6 protein-coding genes and 1 pseudogene are annotated in these 6940 nt (G+C 49.8%); 6 read left to right on the forward strand and 1 reads right to left on the reverse strand.

What is annotated here, in order from left to right; all coding sequences use genetic code 11:
- Positions 1-93 precede the first annotated feature (93 nt).
- Entirely contained in the window at positions 94-1200 is a 1107-nt protein-coding gene (locus tag JX360_RS16655; RefSeq protein WP_244353199.1) for an imelysin family protein, read from the reverse strand.
- Positions 1201-1552: 352 nt separating this feature from the next.
- Between JX360_RS16655 and JX360_RS16660 the strand changes: the two genes are divergently transcribed.
- The 6 genes and pseudogenes from JX360_RS16660 to JX360_RS18140 form a co-directional block, all read left to right on the forward strand.
- The gene (locus tag JX360_RS16660) at positions 1553-2584 is read left to right on the forward strand and encodes a chlorophyll a/b binding light-harvesting protein (RefSeq protein ID WP_244353201.1); all 1032 of its coding nucleotides are present in this window, start codon (positions 1553-1555) and stop codon (positions 2582-2584) included.
- A gap of 63 nt (positions 2585-2647) precedes the next feature.
- Positions 2648-3157: a flavodoxin FldA gene (fldA, locus tag JX360_RS16665; RefSeq protein WP_244353207.1), complete on the forward strand. Its 510-nt coding sequence runs from the start codon at positions 2648-2650 to the stop codon at positions 3155-3157.
- Positions 3158-3247: 90 nt separating this feature from the next.
- On the forward strand, positions 3248-4813 hold the full coding sequence (locus tag JX360_RS17665) for a chlorophyll a/b binding light-harvesting protein (protein ID WP_425244436.1): 1566 nt from the start codon (positions 3248-3250) through the stop codon (positions 4811-4813).
- 62 nt (positions 4814-4875) lie between these two features.
- Positions 4876-5715, forward strand: a complete 840-nt coding sequence (locus JX360_RS16680; RefSeq protein WP_244353203.1) for an ABC transporter substrate-binding protein — start codon at positions 4876-4878, stop codon at positions 5713-5715.
- Positions 5716-5795: 80 nt separating this feature from the next.
- Complete coding sequence (locus JX360_RS16685; protein WP_244353205.1) at positions 5796-6566, forward strand: alpha/beta fold hydrolase; 771 nt, start codon at positions 5796-5798, stop codon at positions 6564-6566.
- Between the two features lie 284 nt (positions 6567-6850).
- Positions 6851-6940: pseudogene (locus JX360_RS18140) on the forward strand (IS5/IS1182 family transposase); the annotation flags it as partial.

Below are 6940 nucleotides of genomic sequence, written 5' to 3' on the forward strand. Positions count from 1 at the left end.
GTTCTAACTCTACAAACTCTTGGATTTTGACTCCAGCAAGACCCAATAACTTATCAAGAGGAACCAATGTTCGTCATGGAACTCAGTATCTCATTATACTATCGACACCAAAATGTCAGGAGAGCCGCTCAGACCACGCCCTTGCCGCTCCCTAAAGCCTCCTGAATAGGCATATTGCACGCTGCGCAGGTTGGCCTCAAATTCTGGCAAAGAGTGATGGGCAAAGCGACTTTCCAGTAGAAAGGGATTTTGCTCTGCAAAAGCTGCCCCAATTTTGATGTTGCCCAGCTCATCCAACAGCCCCAGGATCCCTTGGGCAATTTCTTCGGCAGCTGCCTGTAGGGTGAGATAACTATTGCTACCCTCTCCTGCTGTGACAAATTCTTCACGAAAGGGAGGAAAGCCTTGCACCCCTTCTGTCCAACTCTGGAGCAGTTCCTCAGCCGTATTAGCCAAAACCGGAGCAACAGCAGCCAAATACTCCAAATCTCGTTCTGTAAAATCTGTTAATGACTTGTCGTTATCGACTCCAAACAACAAAAAGGCTATAGCATGAAATCCTTTTTGTCCACTCTCGAGGTCCGCAACCGTTTCTGAAGTAAGGGGATCCCCGCTCTCCAATACATCCAGCACGTCCACTTCATTCAGGGGCCATTCGTCCAAGTCGGCATCTAGCCCCAGCGATGCCGCCGGCCCAAAAGCGTAGGCTTCACTTTCCTCCCAAGTGATGCGGGCAGTAAACCAGGCTTGGCGAGCTGCCTCCAACTTCACTTCATCGGGCGCTTCGACAAAGGCTTGCACCGCTGTTGAAAGATCCTGAGTTTCAGCCACTAGCTGCTCATAGTTGGGGAGCACCACCTGATCCACAAAATCAAGAATAATCTGTGGTTCCTGAAAGTGCTGCTCAGGTTTCAGGGTGATGACCGGGATGGAAGGGCCGGATTCCTCACCCCCTTCACCCCCCTCGCCACCCCCTTCTACGGCAATGGGTTGACAGGATTGCTCCGCAACACTGGCACGACCGGAACTGGACTGGGCCAACAGCCGAGGTGCTTCCTGACCCAAGACCTCGCCAACTATCAGAGTGCCTACTGGTGGAGTGCCTACTACCTGGGCATCTCTTTCAGCCTGAGCAACCCCTGCCCCGTTCACCAAAAGACAAAGCCCGATTCCTCTCCAGAGTTTAAGATGCGCCGACATACCCCACGACTCCGATTCAATCTTGATGGAATGCATTGTAGTCCACTTATTGAGAATGATCTTGAATAAAGATTGAGCACTTGCGGAACCATAGCAGTCCTCAGATGGGCTTTCTCCCTCTGTAGTAGCTGCCGACAGGAAATCAGTCGTTTGCGATTGTTGCTCCTTCATAAAAATTAACTATCTCTCTATTGATATTAAGTTGCAAGAAGACTAAGGTAGGGCAAAGCTTATCTATTGAGAGTTACTCTCATTAGTGTTCGCTTGTTTCGAAAAGGATGTGTCCATTGGGCCAGATCCGCTCCTGGGGTAGGAGTTCTGGCCCTTACCTCAAGCTTTGGAGTAGCTGAATATGACGGCAACGATACGGGTGCAGGGTAATGAATCTGACTTAGAGCGGATCCCGTGGTGGGCAGGCAATGCCCGGTTGACAGAGCTTTCTGGCCGGCTATTGGGAGCGCATGTGGCCCATGCTGGGTTGATTGTTCTCTGGGCTGGGGTGATGACCTTAATCGAGTTGGCTAATTTTGATCCCAGCCGACCTATGTACGAGCAAGGGTTGATTCTATTGCCCCATCTTGCCAGTTTGGGGTTGGGAGTGGGATCCGGCGGGGAAGTGCTGGAGACTGACACCTACTTTGCAGTGGGGGTGATGCATCTGATCAGCTCGGCATTCTTAGGTTTCGGGGGGATCTTCCACGCCCTACGCGGACCAGCCGTTTTAGAGACCAAGCTATTCCCTCTGTTCAGTTACGACTGGCAGGACAAAAACAAGATGACCACCATTTTGGGCATCCACTTGGTGTTACTGGGTCTGGGGGCTTGGCTACTGGTGTTGAAAGCGATGGCGTTGGGTGGATTGTTTGACCCGGAAGTGGGAGAAGTGCGCACCATTCTTCCCAATTTAAATCCCTTTGGTCACTTGCTGGGTACGGAAGGGCGGCATTGGATCGCCGGGGTAGACAGCCTGGAGGATGTGGTGGGTGGTCATATCTGGGTTGGGTTGCTCTTGATTGTAGGAGGCATTTGGCACATGGCCACGCAGCCTTTTGGCTGGGCAGAGCGGATCTTTGTTTGGTCTGGAGAGGCCTATCTTTCCTATAGTTTGGGTGCTTTGGCCTTAATGGGGTTCATCGCTGCCTATTTTGTCTCAGTGAATCCGGTGGTGTATCCGGAGGTGTTTTACGGGCCGCTGCTCCAGGTGGGGTTAGATCGCTATCCCTTGTTTGAGCAGGGAGGAGAATTGACTGCGAGAGTATGGTTGGCTAATGCCCATTTTTGGTTGGCTTTCTTCTTTCTTCAAGGACATCTTTTTCATGCACTCAAGGCGCGAGGGTTTAACTTCCGTACAGGCAAGCTGAATGCGACCGCTCAAATAGTTTGAGAGTTTTGTGTGAAGTTTGGAGTAAAGTGTTGAGGTTCGTTTTGCAGTTGTGGAGCAGAAATGATGGCAAAGGTTGGATTGTTTTTTGGTACTCAGACTGGCAATACGGAAACAGCTGCTGAGATGATTCAAAAGGAGCTGGGGGAAGAGAATGTAGATTTGATCGATATCGCGGAAGCCAGCATAGAAGATTTCGACAAATATAATTATCTAATCATCGGTTGTCCCACTTGGAATATTGGGGAACTACAGTCTGATTGGGATGGATTTTTCCCGAATTTGGATGAGATGGATTTCACCGGTAAGACAGTGGCCTATTTTGGGGTTGGGGATCAGTTTGGCTACCCGGATAACTTTCAGGATGCGATGGGAATCTTAGCAGAAAAAATTGCTGAACGTGGCGGGAAAAATGTCGGAGCTTGGCCGATTGATGGCTATGAGTTCAATGAGTCTAGAGGGTTAGTCAATGGTCAGTTTGTAGGGTTGGCACTTGATGAAGACAATCAATCAGAGCTAACGGAAAAGCGGGTGAAAGAATGGACAGCTAAACTCAAACCTATGTTTGGTTTATAAGAGGTTTTCATGGGCTCTAAGATGATGAATTCAATCGTGAACTTGGAAGTCTTGAAGATCAGATCTTTTGATTAACTTTGAGGAGGATCAATGACAACAGTTATGTCTTCTCCACCAGCGGTATCCAGTCCTGGTTGGATTGCTGGCAATGCCCGTTTTGTAGACTTATCCGGGAAATTATTGGGTGCTCATGTGGCCCATGCGGGGTTGATTCTGTTCTGGGCTGGAGGGATGACCCTGTTTGAGTTGGCCCACTGGGATCCCGCTCAACCCATGTACAGCCAGGGGCTGATTCTGTTGCCCCACTTGGCCACGTTGGGGATTGGAGTTGGGGCAGATGGGTTGGTGACGGATCCCTATCCCTTTTTTGTGGTCGGGGTGTTGCACCTGATTGCCTCGGCAGTGCTGGGGGCCGGGGGAGTTTATCACGCCCTGTTAGGGCCGGAGGTGTTGCCGAAAGGGGAGAACTTTGCTGGCTTTTTCGGTTACGACTGGGAAGATGACGACAAGATGACCACCATCATCGGCGTTCACCTGGTTCTCTTAGGGTTAGGGGCTTGGTTACTGGTGGCCAAATCCCTATTTTGGGGAGGTCTATACGATGATTCCCTGGGTCGGGTGCGGGTGATTACGGATCCCACCCTGAATCCGGTTCGCATTTTTGCCTACCTCACACCGCTGCTCGGGGAGCGAGGGATGGCCGGGGTAAGCAACTTAGAAGATGTGGTGGGGGGCCATGTTTATGTGGGTCTGATCTGCATTCTGGGTGGGTTTTGGCACATGGCGACGCGGCCTTTTGCTTGGGCCAAGCGGGTGTTGATCTACTCTGGGGAGGCTTATCTGTCTTATAGCCTAGGAGCTCTAGCCTACATGGGGATCCTCGCGGCCTATTTTGTCAGTGTGAATGAGACGGTCTATCCGGTGGCCTTTTACGGGCCGGTGGGGCTAGGGAGTGATGCAGCCGGTGTAGTGACCAGCAGGACCTGGTTGGCCACAGCCCACTTTGTTCTCGGGATCCTGTTTTTGGCTGGGCATATTTGGCATGCCATTCGTGCTCGGGCAGCAGCAACCGGTTTTGACTTTCAAAAGGGGGGCTGGGTGCGAACGGTGGATCCGCAATTGGGCAACTTCGACACTCCTGTCAATGGCAGCGATTTGACCCTACTCCTGCTGCAGAACTTGCCCATTTACCGCGAAGGGCTGTCGCCAATGGTGCGGGGCTTGGAAGTGGGAATGGCCCATGGTTACTTATTGTTGGGGCCATTTTACAAGCTTGGGCCATTGCGGGATTCGGAGCTGGCTTTGACAGCAGGCACACTGGGGGCAATTGGTTTGGTGTTGATCTTGACTGTCTGTCTGTCAATCTACGGGCAGGTATCTTTTCCCAAATCCCGCCTAGTGGCTGTGGCCAATACTCCTTATGGCTCTGTCAGTTATCCGACACCAGGGATACAGCTGATGGCGGAGTCGGCAGGATCCCCTCAGCCTATTCGTGTCTCTGCCGGATCCGATGAGTTGCCGGAAAATTTGCGCACCCGTGGGGGTTGGAGTCAGTTTGCCGGTGGCTTCTTGGTGGGGGGTGTCGGCGGTGTGCTGTTTGCCTACATGCTCCTGAGCAGTAGCGATGTGCTTGCCCAGGTTATATCAGGGCTTTGAATGGTTTTTGCAACCATAACCTCCCTCATTTTGGGCCAATTTGAAAAGGTAGGATCCCTTCCATGCCCTTGGTTCACCGTGCTCTGCACGAGGGTCATCAACCCCTCCTCTCTACCGAGATCCCGCAACTGCCTCAACGGCTAGTTTCTCTGACCCCAACAGGGTTTGACATTCTGGCAGAACTGGAATTGCCCTCTCTGCTGAGTCCAGGATCGGGATCCTACTTCTTTCCAGATTTTCAGGCAATCGCTCAAGTGAAACCGGATCTGATTCTGGCCTGTGAGTTTCCCCATCGCGCCTGGCTATGGAGGCTACAGCGTTTGGCTCCGGTTTATCTGCTGGCAATAGGGGGGTTGGAGACAGCTTGCCAGAACTTGATAGAGATTGCCCGGCTAACGGGACGAGTTGATCAGGCCCAACGGGCGATTGACCGTTTGTGTGGGGGAATCAAACGCTATTCCATCCAATTGGCACCTTTGCCCAAACCCACGGTTTTGATGATGGGTGGATCTTGGTTGAATGTGTTGACCCGTCGCTTGATTATCGAAACGGAAGCTGGTGCTTTGGGCAGTATTCTCAAGGATTTAGCCTACTATCCCTGGGGAGTTTCAACAGGCTCTGAGCCAGGTATTGGCTTTGCTAGCTTGCGGCATGTTTTACAGGTCAACCCCGACGTCATCTTTGTGCAGAGTTATCCCCTTGGCCCTTGGCGACAAACATCCATAATTCAACAACTGGCTAAGCTGCCTGAATGGCGGCAGTTGCGGGCTGCACAGAGCAATCGAATATTTGAGGTGGATCCCTTTTGGCACCAAGGCAGTGGCACTCGTTCTATTCGCTTAATGTTAAAGCAGGTATTGCCCTTCATTTATCCTGAACAAACCTTTGAAGGATGGATGTAAATTGCCAGAAAAAACCTTCTTAACAAGAAAGATTTTAACCCAATCGAGAAGTCTCTTTCATTAAATCTGTGGACTGTGATATGAGCCTCACTCTAGCATCCAAGAAGTCTTTTGATGCTTTATTTCTAAGCGTTTCCCCACACCTAAAATTATTTGACCAGCCTTTATTGAAGTCACTGGCTAAGTTTTATTCAATCGCACATTGGGAATATGTTCAGACTGAGGATGAACCTAGCAGTTTAGATCCAGCTCTTACCTTGCTGTATGACTATGTCAAAACCTTTGATCATCCGATTCATTTGATGGGTCATGGATTGAGCGGGCTTTTAGCTCTGTTATTTAGCCATCACTACCCCCAGCGGGTAAGATCCTTAACACTTCTGGCAGTAGGTGGACAGCCTGGGATAACTTGGCATGCTCATTATTATGCTCAACGACATCTCTTCCCCTGCAGTCGTGAACAGTTACTTGCTAAAACAGCACAAAGCTTATTAGCCTCTTCTGAACAATGGCGGATTCGTTCATTGGCACTGGCTTTAAGGCAAGAACTAGATACCTCCCCTATACCTCATTCACTTTTAGGCATTGCTGCTTTTCCGCCTAATTCAACGCCTGTACCTATGCTTGTTTGTGGCAGTGCAGATGATTCAATTGTTGATCCTACTGCTTTGAAAAGTTGGCAAAACTTCCTTAAGCCGATAGATCAAATATGGTTTTGTCCTGATGGAAGGCATTTTTTTCACTATTTTTATCCGAAATTAGTCGCCCTTAAAGTTTTAGATTTTTGGGAGAAATGGGAAAGATCCTCTGCGCAAATACAGGCTACTATTCAAGATAAATTGGCTAAATAGGAGAGCTCAATTATTCATGAAACGCTCTAGAGCACTACAAAATTCCTAGAAGATCAAATCATTTCGATCGTATCAATAAGATTGCCTCACATTTCATTGACCCAACTACTAAAGTTATGCTCAACCTTAGCCCTAACCTTTGACTGCTCCCGATTGGCTTGCTTCTGTAGCTCTGTCAGTTCTTGCTTCCAATACTTAGAGCTGATTCATAAAGACAATCTTAAGGGAGAGTCTTTCTTCATCTGCTGATTCTAGGGTGAGTCTAGCCAGTCCAGGATCTGCTCATGAGCCGTTTGCCAGCCGTTGCCCATCCCCACCGCAAACCCTATCCCAGCGACTTAAGTGACCTAGAGTGGGCTATCCTGAAGCCCTTG

This window comes from Thermostichus vulcanus str. 'Rupite', assembly GCF_022848905.1.
Classification (GTDB): domain Bacteria; phylum Cyanobacteriota; class Cyanobacteriia; order Thermostichales; family Thermostichaceae; genus Thermostichus; species Thermostichus vulcanus_A.